Below are 17,785 nucleotides of genomic sequence, written 5' to 3' on the forward strand. Positions count from 1 at the left end.
GCTAGAGCCGGCTGCTGCGCACGACCACCTCCGGCCGCTGCAGCAGCCCGGGCGCGAGCGCGAGGCCGAGCCCGGCGCCGGGCGTCACCTTGGCGAAACCATCGCGCACCTCGGGCAGTTGCGTGACCAGCTCGCGGTACCAGCCCGTGAGGTAGGCGCGCACCACTTCCTGCAGCACCACGTTGGGCGTGCTCATCGCCAGATGCAGCGACGCTGCCAGCACCACCGGACCGGTGCAGTCGTGCGGTGCCACGGGCTTGTGGAAGGCCTCGGCCATGGCGGCGATCTTCTTGGCTTCCGAAATGCCGCCGACCCAGCTCAGGTCGAGCATCACGTAGTCGACGGCGTTGTGGTTGAGCAGATGCAGGAAGGGCTGGCGCGTGGCCAGCGTCTCGCTCGCGCACACCGGTATCCGCGTGCGCGAGCGGTATTCGGCGATGGTGTCGAGGTTGGTCATCTGCACCGGGTCTTCGGCCCAATACGGCTTGAACTCTTCCAGCGCCTGGGCGATGCGCACGGCCGTCGGCAGGTTCCACATCGAATGGAACTCCACCATGATGTCCATTTCGTCGCCGACGGCGCGCCGGATCTCGCGAAAGGGCCAGAGCGCGGTGTCGAGATCGCGCGCTGAGATCGACTGCCCGCGGCTGGCCTGCGCGAAGGGATCGAAGGGCCAGATCTTCATCGCCTTGTAGCCTTCGGAGAGAAGGCTTTCCGCGAGCGCGGCCGGGCGCTTGACGAAGGCGACCTGGTCTTCATAAGGACCTTCGGCCGCGACCTCGGCGCTGCCGTCGGTGATCGCCCGACGCTGGCCCGCCTTGTTGTACGTGTAGCCCGCGCAGGTGTTGTAGACCGGCACCCGCTCGCGCACCGCGCCGCCGAGCAGCTGGTAGAGCGGCTGCTGCGTCACCTGCCCGAGCAGGTCCCAGAGTGCGATGTCGACCGCCGATGCGGCACGGGTCTCGACGCCGCTGCTGGCGAAGCCGAGATAGCCGCGCAGCAGGTGTGCACTGTGCGCCTCGATGGCCAGCGCATCCTTGCCCAGCAGGTAGGGCGCGGTCAGTTCGTGGATCTGCGCCTGCACGGCCTGTGCGCCGCGAAAGGTTTCGCCGAGACCGACGAGCCCGCTGTCGGTGTGGATCTGCACCCAGAGGATGTTGGGATAGGCGCCCGACTGGATGGTGTCGACCTGTGTGATCTTCATGCGTGGTGACCGCCGCTAGGCGGTTTGCGGATGTTCCTTGACGCGGCTGACCAACTGCGTCGGATTGACGAACTGCAGCGCGATCAGGAGCCAGACCAGCGTGACGACCATGTAGATGATCGCCATCGCATCGACCGACTGCGGTGCCCGCACCCCGGCCGCAAACACGGCGTAGTAGAGCGCGACCACCAGCGTCTGCGAATCGGGGCCGGCCGTGAGGAAGGTCAGCTCGAACATGCCGATGGTGCGAACCAGCACGAGCAGAGAGGCCGCCAGGATGCCCGGCGCCAGCAGCGGCAGCAGCACGTAGCGGAACAGCTTGAAGGTGCTGGCGCCGAAGACCCGCGCCGCCGATTCGAGGTTGCCGTCGATCTGCTCGATGAAGGGCGTCATCACGAGGATCATGAAGGGCACGGCGGGAATCATGTTGGCCAGGATGACGCCGAAGATGGTGCCGGCGATGTGCGCCTGGTACATCACCGTCGCGAGCGGAATGCCGTAAGTGATCGGCGGCACCATCAGCGGGATCAGGAAGAGTCCCATCAACAGGCGCTTGCCCGCGAAGTCGCGCCGCGCGAGCGCATAGGCCGCCGGCACGCCGATCAGGATCGACAGGAACACCACCGCGGCCACCACTTCGACGGTGACCCACAGCACGCTGCCGAGCTGGAACTCCTTCCATGCGGCTGCGTACCAGTTGAGCGTGTAGCCATTGGGCAGCCAGGTGCCGAGCCAGCGGCGGGCGACCGAGCTGGTGGCCACCGCCGCCACCATGAGCGCGACATTGACGAGGAAGAAGGCCATCACCAGCCCGACCAGCGACTTCCACAGCTTCATCAGAAGACGATGACTGTCCATGCTCAACCCTTCCCGCCCGAAACCGGGCCGCGGTAGAACATCCCGCGCGCGCCGAGCACCGCCGTCACCACGATCAGCTGCACCAGGCCCATCACCATCGCCACGGCCGAGGCCATCGAATAGTCGTATTGCTCGAACGCGGCTTCGTAGGCCGCGATCGAGATCACGCGCGTCGCGCCGGCGGGCGAGCCGAGCAGCACGGCCGACGGGAACACCGAGAAAGCCTGCACGAAGGACAGCGCAAACGCCATCGCCAGACCTGGAACGAGCAGCGGCAGGTAGATGTGCCGGAATTGCTTCCATGGTGAAGCGCCCAGGGTCGCGGCGGCGCGCGGAAGATTCGGGTCGATGCCGGTCACGTACGACAGCGTGAGCAGAAACGCGAACGGAAAGCCCGAGATCACCAGCGAGATCAGCACCCCCCAGTAGTTGTGCGTGAGGCGGATCGGGCCTTCGTAGAGATGCAGGAACTGCAGCGTCTGCGACAGCCATCCCTTGGGACCGAAGTAGCCGAGCATGCCCTCGGCGATCAGCACCGTGCCGAGCGTCAGCGGGATCACCAGCAGCGTCGTGATCCACTTCTGGTAGCGGCTCTTCATGCGCATCTGGTAGGCGATGGGCAGGGCCAGGCCGAGGTTGATCACGGTCGCCGGAATCGAGAGCCGCAGCGTGGTGCCGATGGTGCCCCACAGGTTGTCGGTGGTGAAGAACCTGGCGTAATTGGCGAGCCAGTCGCCTTCCGTCGGATGGAAGGACAGGTTGAGGCCGTACAGGAACGGATAGACGAAGATCGCCAGCATGAACAGCGTCGCCGGCACCAGCAGCAGCAATGCGCGGTCGAACGAGGAAGCATGGCCCTGCGTCATGCTGCGGCGTCGTCGGGGTATGCGAGCGCCTTGTCGCGCGGGATCGCAAGCAGCACGGACTCGCCGGTGCGAAGCGGCGCCTCGGTGCGCACGATGAGGGCGATGCCGCTGGCCGTGCGGACATCGACGATGTTGTCGCGGCCGCAGTACTCCACGTTGCCGACCTGGGCCGAAAAGGTGTTGGGGCCGGGCGTGCCGACGATCTCGAACTCGTCGGGCCGCATCGCCACCAGCGCCCGGCCGCCGTCGAGCGGCTGCATCGCCCGCGCCTCGAGCGTGAAGCCGTCGGCCTCGAGCGTGGCTGCGGTGCCGGCCATGCCGCGCACATTCATCGGCAACAGATTGCGATAGCCCATGAAGCGCGCGACGTGCAGGTTGGCCGGCTCGCCGTAGATCGCATGCGGCGGCGCGATCTGCTGGGCCACGCCGTCCTTCATCACCACCACGCGGTCGGCGAGCGACAGCGCCTCGTCCTGGTCGTGCGTGACGTAGATGGTCGATCGTCCGAGCTCGCGGTGGATGCGGCGGATCTCGGCGCGCATCTCCAGCCGGAGCTTGGCATCGAGGTTCGACAGCGGTTCGTCCATCAGCACCAGTGGCGGCTCGATCACGATCGCGCGCGCGATGGCGACGCGCTGCTGCTGGCCGCCCGAGAGCTGCCCCGGCAATTTCTTCGCATGCGCGTTCAGCTGGACCAGGTCGAGTGCGCGCTTGACGCGCTGTGCGCTTTCGACGCCGGAGACGCCGCGCATCGCCAGCCCGAAGCCGACATTGCGCTCCACGCTCATGTGCGGAAACAGCGCGTAGTTCTGGAACACCATGCCGAAGCCGCGCCTCTCCGGCGGCAGGATGTCGATGCGCGTGTCGTCGAGCCAGATGCCGCCGTCCGAAACCGGCAGCAGGCCCGCAATGCAATTCAGCGCCGTCGACTTGCCGCAGCCCGACGGCCCGAGCAGCGCAATGAACTCGCCGCGCCGGATCGTGATGCTCAGCGCATCGAGCGCTGTGAAGTGCGGCCCCGCGTTGCCGGAGCCGGACGAACCGAAGCGGCGCGTGACCCGGTCAAGCCGCAATTCGGAGAAGTTGGACGTCATTTGGTCTTGCGCGCACCGATTTCCTGGTCCCAGCGACGGAAGGCATCGACCATGGCCTTGGCTTCCAGCGGCTGTGCATGCGGGAACTGCGCGAGCCAGCCTTCGTATTCGGGGCGGCCGAATTCCCTGATCACGCCCTGGCTCTCCTTGGGCGCAAGCGAGAGCGGCACGTTCTTCACCGCCGGGCCCGGATAGAAATAGCCCGTGTCGTAGGTCATCGCCTGCTGTTGCGGCTTGAGCAGGAAGGCGACGAGGTCGAGCACCACCGCTTCCTTCTCGGGCGGGACGCCCTTCGGGATCACGATGTAGTGCGCGTCGTTGACCCAGGTCATGCCCTTGAAGGGCAGCACCTTGTAATTCTTGGGCACGATGCCGATCGCGCGCGGATTGATGTCCCAGCCGGTGACCGTCAGCGTCATGTCGCGCGAACCCTCGCCCAGTTCCTTCATCACGGCGGCGGTGCCGGTGGGGTAGTACTCGATGCAGGCATCGAGTTCCTTGAGGAAGGCCCAGGTCTTGTCCCAGCCCTTCGCCGGATCCATCGGATCCTTGTCGCCGAGCAGGTAGGGCAGGCCCATCAGGAAGGTGCGGCCAGGACCCGAGTTGGCCGGGCGCGCGTAGATCAGCTTGTTCGGGTTCGCCTTGCACCAGCTCAGCAGCTCCTGCGGCGTGGTCGGCGGCGCCTTGACCTTGTCGGGGTTGTATTCGACCAGCGGTCCCGAGGGCATGAACACGATTGCCAGGCCATGGTCCCTGGCCAGCCGGTTCATCTTCTCGGCGTTGGGCAGGTAGTTCTCCTTCAGGTTGGGGAACTTGCTGTCGAAGTCGGGGAAGAGCTTGACCCACAGGTCCATCTCCAGACCGGCGGCGAGCGCGTCGGTGCCGACGATGATCATGTCGATGTCGCTGCGCCCCGCGGCCTGCATCGCCTTGACCTTGGCAGGGATCTCGGGCGCGGGCGCCTTGGTGAAGGTGAACTTCGACACCAGCTTGGGGTTCTGCGCCTGGTAGGCCTCCATCGCGCCTTGCGTCAGCGCGAGGTTGCCGGCCGCGTCGACGATGTTGATCACGACGGGCGATTTCGGCAGCGGCAGGTCGGCCGCATGCACGAGGGCGCCGCCGCCGAGCGCGAGGCCCAGCAGTGTCGCAAGGAGGGCGCGCCGCGGGCTCGGCAAAGAAGAGGACTGCATGGTTGTCTCCGAATAGGGATGTTTTTGCTGTGCCCGATTTTGTATGACAACTTTGCGCGAAGTCAATCAAGTTGTCATACAATTTTCGGCGACCCGTTCCTTGACCCACCCGGCACCGCCATGAAAACGTCTCCCATCTCCGTCGAAGAATTTGCCGAATCGGTGCTCGCCGTGCCGCCGCTCGCGCGCCGTGCGGACCTGTCGCTCGACGCCGCGCAGAACCGCAAGCTCATCCGGCACATCGAGGCGGGCGGCGTGAGGACGCTGCTGTACGGCGGCAACGCCAACCTCTATCACGCGTCGGTTCACGAATACGGCGAACTGCTGTCCATGCTGGCCGACGCCGCGGCCGACACCACGCGGGTGATCCCTGCCATCGGGCCGGACTTCGGAAAGATGAGCGACCAGGCCCGCGTGCTGCGCGGCAGCGGCTTTCGCACGGCGATGGTGCTGCCGATGCAGGGCTTTGCGACGCCGCAAGGCATCGTCGACGGCATCTCGCGCGTGGTCGATCTGCTCGGCATGCCGGTGACGGTCTACCTCAAGGACGACAAGTCGATCGGCGTCGACGCGCTCGGCAAGCTGGTCGACGACCAGCGCGTGCTGGTGGTCAAGTACGCCGTCGTGCGCCCCGACCCTGCGGTCGATGCCTACCTCGATGCGTTGATCGCGCGCATCACGCCGCGGCGCATCGTGAGCGGCATGGGCGAACGGCCGACGCTGGTGCATCTGGCGCGGCTCGGCCTCGCTTCGTACACCACCGGTTCGGGTTGCATTGCACCGGCGCCATGCCGGCGGTTGTTCGAGGCGCTCAAGGCCGGCGATCTGGCCGCGGCCCAACCGATCTACGACCGCTTCATGCCGCTGGAAACGCTGCGCGATTCGATCTCGCTGATCCGTGTGCTGCACGACGCGGTGAGTCTTTCGGGACTGGCCGACATGGGCCCGCACCTGCCGCTCCTGAGTGCATCGCCGGCCGACCGGCACGAAGAGATCGGGGCGGCAGCCCAGGACCTGCTCGCCTACAACCGCGACCCGGCCTTCGCAACCCAGGCATCTTCATGAGCAATCGCCAAACCACCGGTCTGGTGGATCGCGTCTATCGGGAAATTCTCGGCTCCATCGGCGAGACCGGATTCACCGAAGGACAGAAGCTGCCGACCGAGCAGGCGCTGGCCGAAAAATTCTCCACCTCGCGTCCGACCATTCGCGAGGCACTGTCGCGCCTGCGTGCCGACGGCATCATCGCGACGCGCCAGGGGTCGGGCACGGTGGTGGTCAAGCGACCCGACCCCGATCTGCCGCTCTTCGCGCCGCTGGAGACGATTTCCGACATCCAGCGCTGCTACGAATTCCGCATCGTCACCGAGCCCGGCGCCGCGGCGCTCGCAGCGAGCGTGGCCGACGATGCCGACCTGGCCGAGATCGAGCGCAGGTTCCGCCTGCTCGATACGGTGATCAGCGAGCAGGCGCTGGGGGTGGACGAGGATTTCGAATTTCACCTGGCCATTGCGAGAGCCACCAAGAACCAGTTCTTCACCTCGGTGATCGCCTCGATGCAGCCGCAGGTCCTGTTCAGCATGAACCTGATGCGCAGCCTGTCGCTCTTCAAGAGCGCCGAGCGGCAGAAGCTGGTGCAGGCGGAGCACGAAGCGGTGTTGCGTGCGCTGCAGAAGCGCGATGCGCGAGCCGCCTCGCACGCGATGAAGCTTCACCTCGAACGCGCGCGCGACCGGATGTTCGGTACCTGATCGCTGCCCTCGCTTCGGCCGTGGACGGCGCGGGCCGCGGCACGGCGTCGGTGGGTTCTAGCCGAGCTTGCCGTTCTGGAAGTCGTGCATCGCCTGCGTCACCTGTTCGCGGGTGTTCATCACGAAGGGACCGTATTGCGCGATCGGTTCGTGCAGGGGCTTGCCCGCGATCAGCAGCGCGCGCGCCGGGCTGTGATTGGAAGCGGGCGCATGCAGCAGCACGCCGTCGCTGTCGGCCGCGTTGGCGAGGATGGCCATGCGCTTGGTCGGGATCTCGCTGCCGGCGATGTAGAGCGACTCGCGGAATACATAGATCAGCGCATTGTGGTCGGGCGCCAGCGGCTGCGCGAACTCGGCGCCCGGCGGCAGCGTGATGTCCAGGTAGAGCGGCTCGGTGTGATCGCGCTGCACCGCACCCGCGATGCCGTGGCTCTCGCCGGCGATCACGCGCACGTGCACGCCGGCCGGCGTGGTGAATTCGGGGATCTCCGCGCTCTGGATGTCGCGATACCAGGGCTTGCGCATCTTGTCCTTGGCCGGCAGGTTGAGCCAGAGCTGGAAGCCTTCCATCAGGCCTTCTTCCTGCTCGGGCAGCTCGCTGTGGACCAGGCCGCGGCCGGCGGTCATCCATTGCACGCCGCCGTTTTCCAGCAGGCCTTCGTGGCCGGCGCTGTCGCGATGGCGCATGCGGCCGGCGATCATGTAGGTCACGGTTTCGAAGCCGCGGTGCGGATGGCTCGGAAAGCCGCCGATGTAGTCGCCCGGGTTGTCGCTGCCGAAGGCGTCGAGCATGAGGTAGGGGTCGAGCCGCTGCTGCAGGGTCTGGTGCAGCACGCGCGTGAGCTTGACGCCGTCGCCGTCGCTGGTGGAGACGCCGGCCACGATCTGGTCGATGCCGCGCGGCGCGGCCAGGGCGGCGGGTTCGACGGCGTGGGGATGGTGTGCGGTGGTCATGCGGCCATGGTGGCACGGACGGGACGACCGCGTTGTGCGTGGGGCGACCGGCACAAGGGGCGAAGGACCGGCGCCGGGCGGGCGAGGCCGGCTGATCGATCACGCCTGCACGAAGATCTCGTCAGGGCGGCGGCGCGAAGTGCGCATTGGCGACGCCGCGCAGCAGCGCTTCGCGCTGGCCATGGGTGATGCCGCGAATGCCCTCGGCCACCCACTTGGCGCGTGCGGCATCGATCTGGCCGCTCTGCTGCCACTTCTCGAGCGCGGCGCCCGGGTTGTGCAGCATCGCCGCCAGCCACACGGCCTGCGCCGGTTCGAGGTTGCGTGCGCTGCGCTTGAAATAGCGGCGCGCGGCCGGCTCGGCGCCGCACAGGGCCGGCCCCCAGGGCGCGTTGTCGAGGTAGAGCTGCAGGATGCGCGCCTTGCCGAGCGTCTGTTCCATCTCGACCGCATAGAGCAGTTCGCGCAGCTTGCGCGCGGCGCTGCGCTCGCTGCCGGTCACCAGCAGCTTGGCGAGTTGCTGCGTGAGCGTGCTGCCGCCGCGCTCGGCCTGCTCGGCTTTCTGGTTGCCCTCCATCGAGGCCGTGAGTTCGGTCAGGTCGTAGCCCGGGTGGGTGAAGAAGCGCTGGTCCTCGGCCGCGATCACGGCGCGCGCGAGCCAGCTGTCGCTGGCCAGGCGGCTGGGTGCGCCGCAGCTGCTGCGCGCACCGAGCATCGCTTCGGTGCCCAGTCCCTCGACGGTGAACTGCGAGATGCGCGGCTGCATCGCGAAGGTGCCGGCCGGCAGCGTGACCTGCGCGCGCAGCGCCAGCGTGCCGCCGATGCGCGCGCGCTGCAGCTCGGGCAGTTCGGGCGCGAGCACCGCGTACCACTGCGTGATCGGCGCGTCGGCGGCATCGATGTTGAGCTGCAGGTTCTTCTGCGAGAGCCGGCCGTTCCAGCGCGCGTGAAGCACTTTGTCGGTGGTGCCGGATGCGGCGCCGGCCGGCAGTGCGCCCGGCGTGCCTTCCAGCGCGCCGCTCAGCGAGCCGGCATCGCGGCGGGCCGTGATGCGCAGGTTGTCGACCCGGATCGGCACCGGCCCGAGCGCGGGCACCACGGCGCTGCAGGGCGCGCAGTCCATCTCGAGCGTGTTGGTGGGTTCGTCCCATGCGAAGCGCATCGGCCCGAAGCCGGTGTCGAGGGTGCGGCCTGCGATCCACGGCGCGAACCAGGACGAGGTGGCCAGCCGGATCGCCGTCGGCACGCCGACCTCGAGCGTCAGCGGCCCGGCCTTGATGCGGGTCGGCCATTCGTCCTGGCCCGGCGCCAGCGCCAGCTTCACGATCAGGAAGGCGGCGACCGCGGCCGTCAGGATCAGGGCCAGCAAGGCATACAACAGATAACGCAGCGCTTTGTTCAAAATCACTCTCTCACTCGATCCGCCGGGCGAGGGTCACGGCCTGCCACGGCCCCTGGGACTGTCCGCCGACGGCCGACCAGTACCAGGCTGAAGTGTCGGTGAAAGCGCGGCCTTCGGCGTCGACGATGCGCTCGCAGACACGCAACTTCGACGTGCCGCGACGCTCGGCGTCGAAACAGCGCCACAGACGGGCCTCGGCGTCGCGTTCCAGCCGCACCTGTGCAATCCGAAAGCCGAGCGCGCGGTAACAGTCGGCCGCCGGATGCAGCATGCGCGTCGGCGTGTTGACCTGACGCAGCACGAACATGCGTTCGCCGTCGGTCAGGCGTGCGATGGCGCCGGGAAAGCGGTCGGCGAAGCGCTGCTCGACCTCGCCGAGCGCCAGCGGGCGCAGCCGCACGCCGCCCCATTCGCTCGGCCACTCGTGAAAGGGCGCGATCGCCACGGGCGCCGGAGACGGCCGCAATGCGCAGGCGGCCGACCATGCGAGGCAGGCCAGCATGACGACGGCGAACGCTGCCTTGTGGGCAATGCGGTTGACGAAACGGTTCGCGAACCAGCGGTCAAAGAGCGGTATCGACACGGCGGCCTCCGTCGGTGGTGATCAGGCCCGGGATGGTGCGGGCGACATGGTGTTCGCGGGGCTTGGGCGCGCGCGCCATTACCCAGGCGATGCCGCCGCATAGCAGCGCCAGCAGCGCGAGGCCGAGCGCTTCGTGCAGCGCGGGCGCCAACGCATGCCCCGCGCCCTCGAAGCCGATCAGCAGGCTGTTGCGCACGATGTTGCCGGCCATCACCAGGAGGCCCACGGCCGGCAGCCGGGCCAGGAAGCCGCGGTCGTCGCGCCGCGCCCAGAGCGCGACCACGCAGGCCGTGAAGTAGCCGAGCCAGACCATCTGCGCGCCGGAGCAGGGCGCATCGACGATCACCAGGTGGCCATCAACCACCAGGCTGCTGCCTTCACGCGTGACGTCGAACAAGGGCGCCAGCAACCAGCGGCTGGCCTCCGCCGTCACGATGCGCAGCGGATAGCCCGCATAGAACTGCAGCGACGACAACAACGGCAACGCGAGCACCGACAGGCCCGCGACCGGCAGCGCGGCAATGCGCCGCGGCAGGAAGGCGATGAGGCCGCACGCGAGCGCGAGCACGGCCAGCAGCCCGGCCGCGAGCGGCGGCAGCGCCGGCACGATGCCCGCGCCGGTTCGCAGCACGGTGGCTGCGAACGTGCCGCTGGTGGCAAGCGCCAGCCAGCCGAGGCGCGGCGCCGGACGCAGGTCGCGCCGCAAGGTCCAGGTCAGCACGACCAGCGCCGCGAGCGCGAGCAGGCCGAGCGGATCGTCCGAGCCGTCGCGCAGGCGCGCGGCCATCCAGAGCCAGGTCGGCATCAGCGCCGCGGCCTGCAGTGCCAGCCACGCCGAGGCCGGCGCACGGTCGAGCTGGATGCCGCGGTCGAAGACGCGGGGGTGGGTGCTTGCGAGTGCAGCGAGTGACATGCCGGTTCCTTCGTCAAGCGGTGAAACGGCGCGGGTCATGGCGTCGTGCTCTGCGGCGCAGCATGGCCAGCATCGACAGCACCACGGCGATCGCGCCCAGTGTCTCGGGCTCGGGCGTGCTCGGCACTTCGGCGCCGAGGGTCTGGCCGAGCGCGGATTCCTCGACGCCCTTGGGCAGCGGCTGCGGCTGGTCGACGCCCACGCTGTTCCGTGGCGCTGGATTGCGCACCACCTTGTCGACCGCGATGAAGCTGGTGTACTGCGTCAGCAGCCCATAGCGCAGGCCGAGCTCGGTGATGCGCTGCTTGAACGCGTCGCCGCCTTCCAGCGCTTCCTGGTCGCTCAGGCTCGCGATGCGATGGCGCGCCCAGAGGCTGCGCAGCGCGGCCGCATCGCGGCGCGTCTGGCCGTCGATCTTCAACACCTGGCGGTACGGCCCGCTGGCGCCGCGGCCTTCGATCACGACGCTGCCGCGGGCTTCACCGCGCCACTTGCCGAACACGATCACCGGCCGTTCGCCGAGCACGTCAGGCAGCGTTTCGGGTTCCACGTCGTAGACGTCGAGGCCCACGAAGCGCGCCTTCACGTCGGTCAGCACGGGCAACTCGACCATGCGCCGAAAGCGCGCGGCCTGCTCCGGCGCCTGCAGCGGGTCGGTGATGATGAAAGGCTCGCCCATGCCGGCGCGCGCCAATCCTTCCATCAGCATCCGGTTGACCGAGGAGCCGATGCCGAAGGCGAACAGGTTGGCCTTGGAGAGGTTCTGCCGCACCAGCGCGAAGGCTTCGCGCTCGACCGTCACGTAGCCGTCGGTCACGACCACGATGCTGCGCGAGATGCCTTCGGCCTTGGGCTCCGCATAGGCGCGCCTGAGCGCCGGGATCAGCTCGGTGCTGCCGCTGCCGCTGTAGTTCTGGATCGTCGCGAGGGCCTGCGCGATGTTGGCGCGCGTCGCGGGCACCGAGTGCGGCGAGAGCATGCGGTTGCTGCCCGAGAACAGCAGCACGTTGAAGGTGTCGCTGGGCCGGAGGCCGCCGATCAGCCGCTCCAGCATCACCTTGGCGGTGTCGAGCGGAAAGCCGTGCATCGAGCCCGAGATGTCGACCACGAAGATGTAGTCGCGCGGCGAGATGGCGCTGGCGGCCACCGACTTCGGTGGCTCGACCATCGCGAGGAAGAAGTTTTCCGCGTCCTCGCCGCCGCTGCCGCCCTGGCCCTTGTAGAGCATCAGGCCCGATTCGATCTGCTCGCCCGCGAGGCGGTAGTCGAGCACGAAGTCGCGGTTGTTCGCAGGCTCGCTGGCGGCGGCAAGCGTGATGTCCGCATGCCGGTCTTCGTCGCGCTTCGCGACCTCGACCGCATGCGTGAGCGAGCGCACTTCGCGGATGCCGATCGGCGTGTCGAGCGTGACCTTCAGCTGGAAGGCGGTGTTCGGCGCGATGCCCGCGTGCAGGGTCGGCTGCGCGACCCACTTCGCATCGCGGTTCTCCGACTGCGGGCTGTTGTAGCGCGGCCCGACCACGGTCGGGAACACGAACTGGTAGTTGCCGGCCTGCGGCACCAGCAGCTCGGTGTAGTGCAGCTCGACCCGCACATCGTCGCCCGGCAGGATGTTGGCCACGTTCATCTGGAACACGTTGGGCAGATGCTGCTCGAGCAGCGCGGCGGTCTTGCCTTCCTTCTTCGCGCTGTCGTAGTCGATGCGGGCCTGCTGCTTCTCGCGGATCTGCGCGGTGATCAGGCGATCGCCGAGCCGCACATTGAGGCCGCCGACCGCGGCTCGCGTGGAGCCCGGGAACACGTACCTCGCTTCGATCGGTCGCTGCCCTTCGTTGCGATAGGTCTGCGTGACCGTGACGTCGGCGATCACGCCCGAGATCTTCACGTCGACCTGCGTGGCCTTGAGCGGCAGGCGGTCGACCGCCGGATCGTCGCTCTGGACGAAGAAGTACGGGCTCTCGGTCTTCAGGCGCGGCCCGGGCGCCTCCTGGGCCTGCACCGGTCGCGCGATGAGCACTGCGCAGCAGGCGCTCGCGAGGCTCAGCGTGGCGAGCCAGAGCCAGCGGCCGGGTCGGGGTGTGATGGCTTCCATGACGATGGTCCTTGTCCCTCGGGGGATGGTCGTGCGACGGTGCACGGGGACCAATGTCGGAGCCGGCGGAGAAGGCAATGGGAAGCCTGTTTGAACCAATCGGCCGCAAGCCGAGTCTTCTGTGAAGTCTGTGTGAAGTGAAGCGGCAAGGGACTTCACATGCGCTGCGGGTGGTGCAGCCACCATCGCAGCTCCTGATCGACGAGAGCGAGAACAACCGTGCCCCACATCGAGAGAGATTCCGACCCGCGCCGACCGCGCGACACCGCTCGCCCGCGTCCGGGTTGGCGCACCTGGCTGCAGCGCCTCGCGCTGGTGGGCGCGGCCGGCCTGGCCTCGGTGCTGCTGGCCGGTGGCGTCGCGGTGGCGTTGGTCTATCGGAATCTGCCCGACGTCTCGGCGCTGTCGGACTACCAGCCCAAGCTGCCGCTGCGCGTGTTCTCGTCCGACGGCGTCCTGATCGGCGAATTCGGCGAGGAGCGGCGCGAGCTGATGCCGATCGCGCGCATTCCCAAGCAGATGAAGGAAGCCGTGCTCGCGGTGGAGGACGCGCGCTTCTACGACCACGGCGGCATCGACTACAAGGGGCTGGTGCGCGCGGTGCTCGCGAACATGAAGCGTGGCAAGAGCCAGGGCGCCTCCACCATCACGATGCAGGTGGCGCGCAATGTCTACCTGAGTTCCGAGCAGACCTACACCCGCAAGTTCTACGAGGTGCTGCTCGCCTTCCGGCTGGAACACCAGCTGAGCAAGGACCAGATCCTCGAGATCTACCTGAACCAGATCTACCTCGGCAACCGCGCCTATGGTTTCGCGGCGGCGTCCGAGACCTATTTCGGCAAGCCGCTACAGGACATCACGCTCGCGCAGGCGGCGATGCTGGCGGGCCTGCCGAAGGCGCCGGGCACCAACAATCCGATCAACAACCCCGAGCGCGCGCGCAACCGGCAGCTCTACGTGATCGATCGCATGCAGGAGGCCGGCTTCATCACGGCTGCCGAGGCGGACGCGGCGCGCAAGGAACCGCTGCAGCTGCGACAGGCGGCCGACCCGACCCGACTGCATGCCGAGTACGTGGCCGAGACGGTGCGCCAGCTGATGTACGCGCAGTATGGCGACAGCATCTACACGCGCGGCTTCAAGGTCACGACCTCGCTGGTGGCGGCCGATCAGGCGGCGGCGTACAAGGCGCTGCGCAACGGCATCATGAACTACGAACGTCGCCAGCCCTGGCGCGGCCCGCGCAGCTTCGTCGACCTGCCGGACGACCCCGCGTCGCTCGACGACGCGGTCGACGACGCGCTGGCCGATCAACCGGATGTCGGCGACGTGCTGTCGGCCGTGGTGCTGTCGGCTGGCCCGAAGGAAGTGCGCGCCGTGCGTGGCAACGGCGACACGCTGAGCATCACCGGCGAAGGCCTCGGCCTGGTGCGCGCCGCGCTGTCGGACCGGGCCGCGCCCGATGTCAGGGTCCGCCGCGGCGCGGTGATCCGCGTGGCGAAGACGCCGAAGGACAGCTGGGAGATCACGCAGCTGCCCGAGGTCGAAGGCGCGCTGGTCGCAATGGATCCGAAGAGCGGCGACGTCAAGGCGCTGGTGGGCGGCTTCGACTACGGCCAGAACAAGTTCAACCACGTGACGCAGGCGTGGCGCCAGCCGGGCTCGAGCTTCAAGCCCTTCATCTACTCGGCGGCGCTCGAGAAGGGCTTCGCGACGACCACCATCGTCAACGATGCGCCGCTGTTCTTCGATGCCGCCACCACCGGCGGCCAGCCGTGGGAGCCGAAGGACTACGAAGGCACCTTCGAAGGGCCGATGACCCTGCGCCAGGGCCTGCAGAAGTCGAAGAACCTGGTGACCATCCGCGTGCTGCAGTCGATCGGCACGCACTACGCGCAGGACTGGATCACGAACTTCGGCTTCGACCGCGACAAGCACCCGGCCTACCTGCCGATGGCGCTCGGCGCCGGCTCGGTCACGCCGATGCAGATGGCCTCGGCCTATTCGGTGTTCGCCAATGGCGGCTATCGCATCGCACCACGCCTGGTGACGCGCATCACCGACCGCGACGACAAGGTGCTGGTCGAGACCGAGCCGCCGAAGCTCGACGAGAGCCGGCGCGCGATCTCGCCACGCAATGCCTTCATCATGGACAACCTGCTGCAGAGCGTGGTGCGCGGCGGCACCGGCTACAAGGCCTACCAGGCGCTCAAGCGCGATGACCTGTACGGCAAGACGGGCACGACCAACGATTCGATCGATACCTGGTTCGCCGGCTTCCAACCCAGCATGGTCGCGATCGCATGGATGGGCTACGACGCACCGCGCAAGCTCGGCGATCACGAGAGCGGCGGCAGCCTGAGCCTGCCGATCTGGATCGACTACATGCGCGCGGTGCTCAAGGACGTGCCGGTGGCCGCGCCGGCACCGCCGCCGGCCGATGTGGTGAAGGTCGACGGCGAGTGGTACTACGACGACTACACGCCGGGCCACGACGTTGCCAGCCTGGGCGTCGACGAAGGACCGACGCCGCCCGCCGAGCAGCTGGCCGGCGCGCCCGTGAGCCCGATGCCGGCGCCCGAGGAGCGCAGCCGCATCCTCGACCTGTTCAAGTGAGCGGCAGCGTGAGCGTGGCGAGCGCGCCGCCGCGCGGTGCGTTCGCCAGCTCGACGCGGCCGCGATGCAGCGTGGCGATCTCCTTCACGAAGGCCAGGCCGAGGCCGGTGCTTTTCTTCTGCGTGTGCGGGCGCGCGAGCGAATAGAACTTCTCGAACACCTTGTCCTTCGCATAGTCCGGAATGCCCTTGCCGTGGTCGCGCACGGTGATGCGCGCGACGCGCGAGGTGCTGCGCAGCGCGAGCACGACCTCGCTGCCCGAGGGCGAGAAGTCGATCGCGTTGTCGAGCAGGTTGCTGACGGCGCGCCGCAACAGGAACGGATCGCCTTCGGTGGAGGCGGGCGCATCGATCGACACCAGCACGCGCACCTCGCGCGCCGCGGCCGCGGCCTGCGCGCTGGCGGCCACCTCCTCGAGCAACGGCACCAGCGCGACGGTCTGCGTGCGCTCCAGCGCGCGCCGCGTCTCGAGCGCGGTGAGCTCCATCATGCGGTCGACGATCTCCTGGATGCGCAGCGTCTCGTGCGCGATGTTGGCCAGGAAGCGCTCGCGCTCGGCCTGCGGCATCGTGGGTTCCTGGATCAGCTCGGCCGCGCCGCGGATCGCCGACAGCGGGCTCTTGATCTCGTGCGTGAAGGTCTGCACGTAGTCGGCCACGTAGTTGCGGCCGGTCAGCGCGTCGCGCAGTTCGCGCGCGCCGCTGCGCAGCGTGTCGACGGCGCGGCGCGCCATGCGCCAGAGGCTGAGGCTGCCCTGCGCATGCTGGCTGCGGATCCAGGCCAGGTAGTCGGAGATCAGGCCGAAGGGGCGTACCAGCCAGACCGAAACGATGATCGCCAGCACCATCAGCGCGAGGCCCGAGCCGGCGCCGACCCACAGCGTGCGCGCGCGCGCGTCCTCGACGAACTGGCCGAAGCTGCGCACTGGCTTGCCGACGGTGACTTCGCCGACGATCTCGTTGTTCCAGCGCACCGGCGCGCCGACGTACATCACCGAGGTCAGCGGGTCGCCCTCGATGTCGCGCGTGGTGCGCGCGCCGTAGACGCCGGCCAGCGAGCGGCTGACGTCGCTCCACTGCGAGTAGTCGGCGCCGGTGTGGCGGCCGAGCGAGTCGAACAGCACGCGGCCGTTGCGGTCGGTGACGTACATGCGCAGCTCGACGCGGCGCTTGTGCAGGTTGTAGATCTGGGCCGAGAACTCGCGCGCGTAGACCGAGCGGAACAGCGGCTCGAGGCGCGCCGGATTGATCGCGCCGGCGATCACGTCCTGCTCGACCAGGCTGGCCATCAGCTGCGAGATCTCGACCAGTGATTCCTCGGCCGACTCGCGGTAGCGCGGATCGATGTCGGCGACGACGCGGTACAGCAGGAAGGCGATGCCCGCGGTGTAGATCAGCAGGATGCCGATAAAGATTCGAGTTCTTCGACTCACTCCCGAGCTCCGCGCACTTCGGTGTTCACGGCGTGGGAGGGAGGTCTTCATTGAGCGCATAGCCGGTGCCGCGCAGCGTGCGGATCGGCTCGACCTCGGGCGCGATGGCCTTGAGCTTGGCGCGCAGCGTCTTGATGTGGGCGTCCACCGTGCGGTCGAAGCTGTCGCTGGCCTCGTCCCAGACCCGCTGCAGCAGCTCGTCGCGCGTGAAGACGCGGCCGGGCCGTTGCACCATCAGGCGCAGCAGGCCGTATTCGTAGCGCGAGAGCTCGAGCAGCCGGCCGTAGTAGCGGATCTGCATGCGTTCGTTGTCGACCGCGAAGGGCGTTGCCGGCGCCATGGACGGCGCCGGTGCGGCGGCCGCCGCGCTCGTGGGGCCGTTGCCGGCTGCTGCGCGCCCGCTGCGCCGCAGGATGGTGCGCACCCGCGCTACCAGTTCGCGTGGCGAAAAGGGCTTGGCGACGTAGTCGTCGGCGCCGAGTTCGAGCCCCACCACGCGGTCGATCTCGTCGCTGCGCGCAGTGAGGAACAGCATCGGCACGTCCGCGCCGCCGGCCTCGCGCATGAGGATCTGCAGGCGCTTGAAGAGTTCGAAGCCGTTCATGTCGGGCAGGCCGACATCGAGGATCGCGAGCGCCGGTGGTTCGGCGATGAACTGCGCGATGGCCTCCGCGGCGGTCGCGCACCAGACGGGCTCGAAGCCGTCGGTGCGCAGCACGTACTGCAGGGTGTCCGCGATGCCGGACTCGTCTTCGGCGATCAGGATGCGGGGAAGGGGCGGCATGGTCCGCATGGTAGCGGGCCGCGCCATGTCCGGGCGCCGGCTTCGC

General features: G+C 68.3%; 15 protein-coding genes. 3 read left to right on the top strand and 12 right to left on the bottom strand.

Features of this window, described 5'->3' with window-relative positions; all coding sequences use genetic code 11:
• Position 1: 1 nt before the first annotated feature.
• Genes WDLP6_RS00075 through WDLP6_RS00095 form a run of 5 tightly spaced genes read right to left on the bottom strand, consistent with a single transcriptional unit; the run spans position 2 to position 5,212 of the window.
• Positions 2-1,204 (bottom strand): mandelate racemase/muconate lactonizing enzyme family protein, encoded by a 1,203-nt coding sequence (locus WDLP6_RS00075; RefSeq protein ID WP_162590706.1) that lies wholly within the window; start codon positions 1,202-1,204, stop codon positions 2-4.
• A gap of 15 nt (positions 1,205-1,219) precedes the next feature.
• Entirely contained in the window at positions 1,220-2,062 is an 843-nt protein-coding gene (locus WDLP6_RS00080) for an ABC transporter permease (protein WP_162590707.1), read from the bottom strand.
• Positions 2,063-2,064: 2 nt separating this feature from the next.
• On the bottom strand, positions 2,065-2,928 hold the full coding sequence (locus tag WDLP6_RS00085; RefSeq protein WP_162590708.1) for an ABC transporter permease: 864 nt from the start codon (positions 2,926-2,928) through the stop codon (positions 2,065-2,067).
• Positions 2,925-4,022 (bottom strand): ABC transporter ATP-binding protein, encoded by a 1,098-nt coding sequence (locus WDLP6_RS00090; protein WP_162590709.1) that lies wholly within the window; start codon positions 4,020-4,022, stop codon positions 2,925-2,927. Before WDLP6_RS00090 ends, WDLP6_RS00085 begins: the two co-directional genes overlap by 4 nt.
• On the bottom strand, positions 4,019-5,212 hold the full coding sequence (locus WDLP6_RS00095; protein ID WP_162590710.1) for an ABC transporter substrate-binding protein: 1,194 nt from the start codon (positions 5,210-5,212) through the stop codon (positions 4,019-4,021). The genes WDLP6_RS00090 and WDLP6_RS00095 overlap by 4 nt, the downstream gene beginning before the upstream one ends.
• A gap of 120 nt (positions 5,213-5,332) precedes the next feature.
• Between WDLP6_RS00095 and WDLP6_RS00100 the strand changes: the two genes are divergently transcribed.
• Positions 5,333-6,277: a dihydrodipicolinate synthase family protein gene (locus tag WDLP6_RS00100; RefSeq protein WP_162590711.1), complete on the top strand. Its 945-nt coding sequence runs from the start codon at positions 5,333-5,335 to the stop codon at positions 6,275-6,277.
• Complete coding sequence (locus WDLP6_RS00105) at positions 6,274-6,963, top strand: FadR/GntR family transcriptional regulator (RefSeq protein WP_162590712.1); 690 nt, start codon at positions 6,274-6,276, stop codon at positions 6,961-6,963. Before WDLP6_RS00100 ends, WDLP6_RS00105 begins: the two co-directional genes overlap by 4 nt.
• A 57-nt stretch (positions 6,964-7,020) precedes the next feature.
• Here WDLP6_RS00105 and WDLP6_RS00110 read toward each other — a convergent pair whose 3' ends face one another.
• The 5 genes from WDLP6_RS00110 to WDLP6_RS00130 all read right to left on the bottom strand — a co-directional run bounded on the left by WDLP6_RS00110 (position 7,021) and on the right by WDLP6_RS00130 (position 12,907).
• On the bottom strand, positions 7,021-7,917 hold the full coding sequence (locus WDLP6_RS00110) for a pirin family protein (RefSeq protein WP_162590713.1): 897 nt from the start codon (positions 7,915-7,917) through the stop codon (positions 7,021-7,023).
• A gap of 121 nt (positions 7,918-8,038) precedes the next feature.
• Entirely contained in the window at positions 8,039-9,325 is a 1,287-nt protein-coding gene (locus WDLP6_RS00115) for a biosynthetic peptidoglycan transglycosylase (protein ID WP_232076914.1), read from the bottom strand.
• 4 nt (positions 9,326-9,329) lie between these two features.
• A complete protein-coding gene (locus tag WDLP6_RS00120; RefSeq protein WP_162590714.1) occupies positions 9,330-9,902 on the bottom strand; it encodes a hypothetical protein in 573 nt (190 codons plus the stop codon).
• Positions 9,883-10,815, bottom strand: a complete 933-nt coding sequence (gene xrtQ, locus WDLP6_RS00125) for an exosortase Q (protein WP_162590715.1) — start codon at positions 10,813-10,815, stop codon at positions 9,883-9,885. Before xrtQ ends, WDLP6_RS00120 begins: the two co-directional genes overlap by 20 nt.
• A gap of 13 nt (positions 10,816-10,828) precedes the next feature.
• Positions 10,829-12,907, bottom strand: a complete 2,079-nt coding sequence (locus tag WDLP6_RS00130; protein WP_162590716.1) for a VIT and vWA domain-containing protein — start codon at positions 12,905-12,907, stop codon at positions 10,829-10,831.
• Between the two features lie 219 nt (positions 12,908-13,126).
• Here WDLP6_RS00130 and WDLP6_RS00135 point away from each other — a divergent pair, with 219 nt between their 5' ends.
• A complete protein-coding gene (locus WDLP6_RS00135) occupies positions 13,127-15,523 on the top strand; it encodes a penicillin-binding protein 1A (RefSeq protein WP_443083385.1) in 2,397 nt (798 codons plus the stop codon).
• On the opposite strand, the gene creC is transcribed toward WDLP6_RS00135, so the two are convergent.
• Both creC and creB read right to left on the bottom strand, forming a co-directional pair.
• Positions 15,516-16,955: a two-component system sensor histidine kinase CreC gene (gene creC / locus WDLP6_RS00140; protein WP_162590717.1), complete on the bottom strand. Its 1,440-nt coding sequence runs from the start codon at positions 16,953-16,955 to the stop codon at positions 15,516-15,518. The genes WDLP6_RS00135 and creC overlap by 8 nt on opposite strands.
• Positions 16,956-16,980: 25 nt before the next feature.
• A complete protein-coding gene (gene creB, locus WDLP6_RS00145; protein ID WP_162590718.1) occupies positions 16,981-17,739 on the bottom strand; it encodes a two-component system response regulator CreB in 759 nt (252 codons plus the stop codon).
• Between the last annotated feature and the right edge of the window lie 46 nt (positions 17,740-17,785).

This window comes from Variovorax sp. PBL-E5 (assembly GCF_901827185.1).
GTDB lineage: Bacteria > Pseudomonadota > Gammaproteobacteria > Burkholderiales > Burkholderiaceae_C > Variovorax.

Excerpts from the sequence above, each read along its gene's own strand:
- WDLP6_RS00105 (WP_162590712.1), top strand. The coding sequence starts at position 6,274 with ATGAGCAATCGCCAAACCACCGGTCTGGTGGATCGCGTCTATCGGGAA.
- WDLP6_RS00130 (WP_162590716.1), bottom strand. The coding sequence starts at position 12,907 with ATGGAAGCCATCACACCCCGACCCGGCCGCTGGCTCTGGCTCGCCACG.
- xrtQ (WP_162590715.1), bottom strand. The coding sequence starts at position 10,815 with ATGTCACTCGCTGCACTCGCAAGCACCCACCCCCGCGTCTTCGACCGC.
- WDLP6_RS00100 (WP_162590711.1), top strand. The coding sequence starts at position 5,333 with ATGAAAACGTCTCCCATCTCCGTCGAAGAATTTGCCGAATCGGTGCTC.
- WDLP6_RS00085 (WP_162590708.1), bottom strand. The coding sequence starts at position 2,928 with ATGACGCAGGGCCATGCTTCCTCGTTCGACCGCGCATTGCTGCTGCTG.
- WDLP6_RS00080 (WP_162590707.1), bottom strand. The coding sequence starts at position 2,062 with ATGGACAGTCATCGTCTTCTGATGAAGCTGTGGAAGTCGCTGGTCGGG.
- WDLP6_RS00095 (WP_162590710.1), bottom strand. The coding sequence starts at position 5,212 with ATGCAGTCCTCTTCTTTGCCGAGCCCGCGGCGCGCCCTCCTTGCGACA.
- creB (WP_162590718.1), bottom strand. The coding sequence starts at position 17,739 with ATGCCGCCCCTTCCCCGCATCCTGATCGCCGAAGACGAGTCCGGCATC.
- WDLP6_RS00110 (WP_162590713.1), bottom strand. The coding sequence starts at position 7,917 with ATGACCACCGCACACCATCCCCACGCCGTCGAACCCGCCGCCCTGGCC.
- WDLP6_RS00090 (WP_162590709.1), bottom strand. The coding sequence starts at position 4,022 with ATGACGTCCAACTTCTCCGAATTGCGGCTTGACCGGGTCACGCGCCGC.
- WDLP6_RS00075 (WP_162590706.1), bottom strand. The coding sequence starts at position 1,204 with ATGAAGATCACACAGGTCGACACCATCCAGTCGGGCGCCTATCCCAAC.